1 pseudogene is annotated in these 230 nt (G+C 61.7%); it reads left to right on the top strand.

From position 1 onward, the window contains the following. Positions 1 to 230, top strand: a pseudogene (locus SB679_RS26575) (D-beta-D-heptose 1-phosphate adenosyltransferase); the annotation flags it as partial.

Genomic DNA, 230 nt, shown 5'->3' with positions numbered 1-230 from the left:
GTTTGCCTGAATTCCGACGACTCCGTGAGGCGGCTCAAAGGCATGCACCGGCCCATTGTGAGCGTCGAAGACAGGGCAGAGTTGTTGCTCGCGCTCGAATGCGTCGATGCCGTGGTCGTTTTCGAGGAGGACACCCCCGAGGCGTGCCTGACCGACATCCGGCCCGATATTTGGGTCAAGGGTGGCGACTATGTCCCTGATGAACTGCCGGAAGCCCGGCTTGTTGCGGG

This window comes from Chryseobacterium sp. SIMBA_029, from assembly GCF_046535275.1.
In the GTDB taxonomy this organism is placed as follows: Bacteria; Bacteroidota; Bacteroidia; order Flavobacteriales; family Weeksellaceae; genus Chryseobacterium.
Note: the sequence above shows the minus strand (reverse complement) of the source record. Positions and strands in the feature narration are given on the sequence as shown.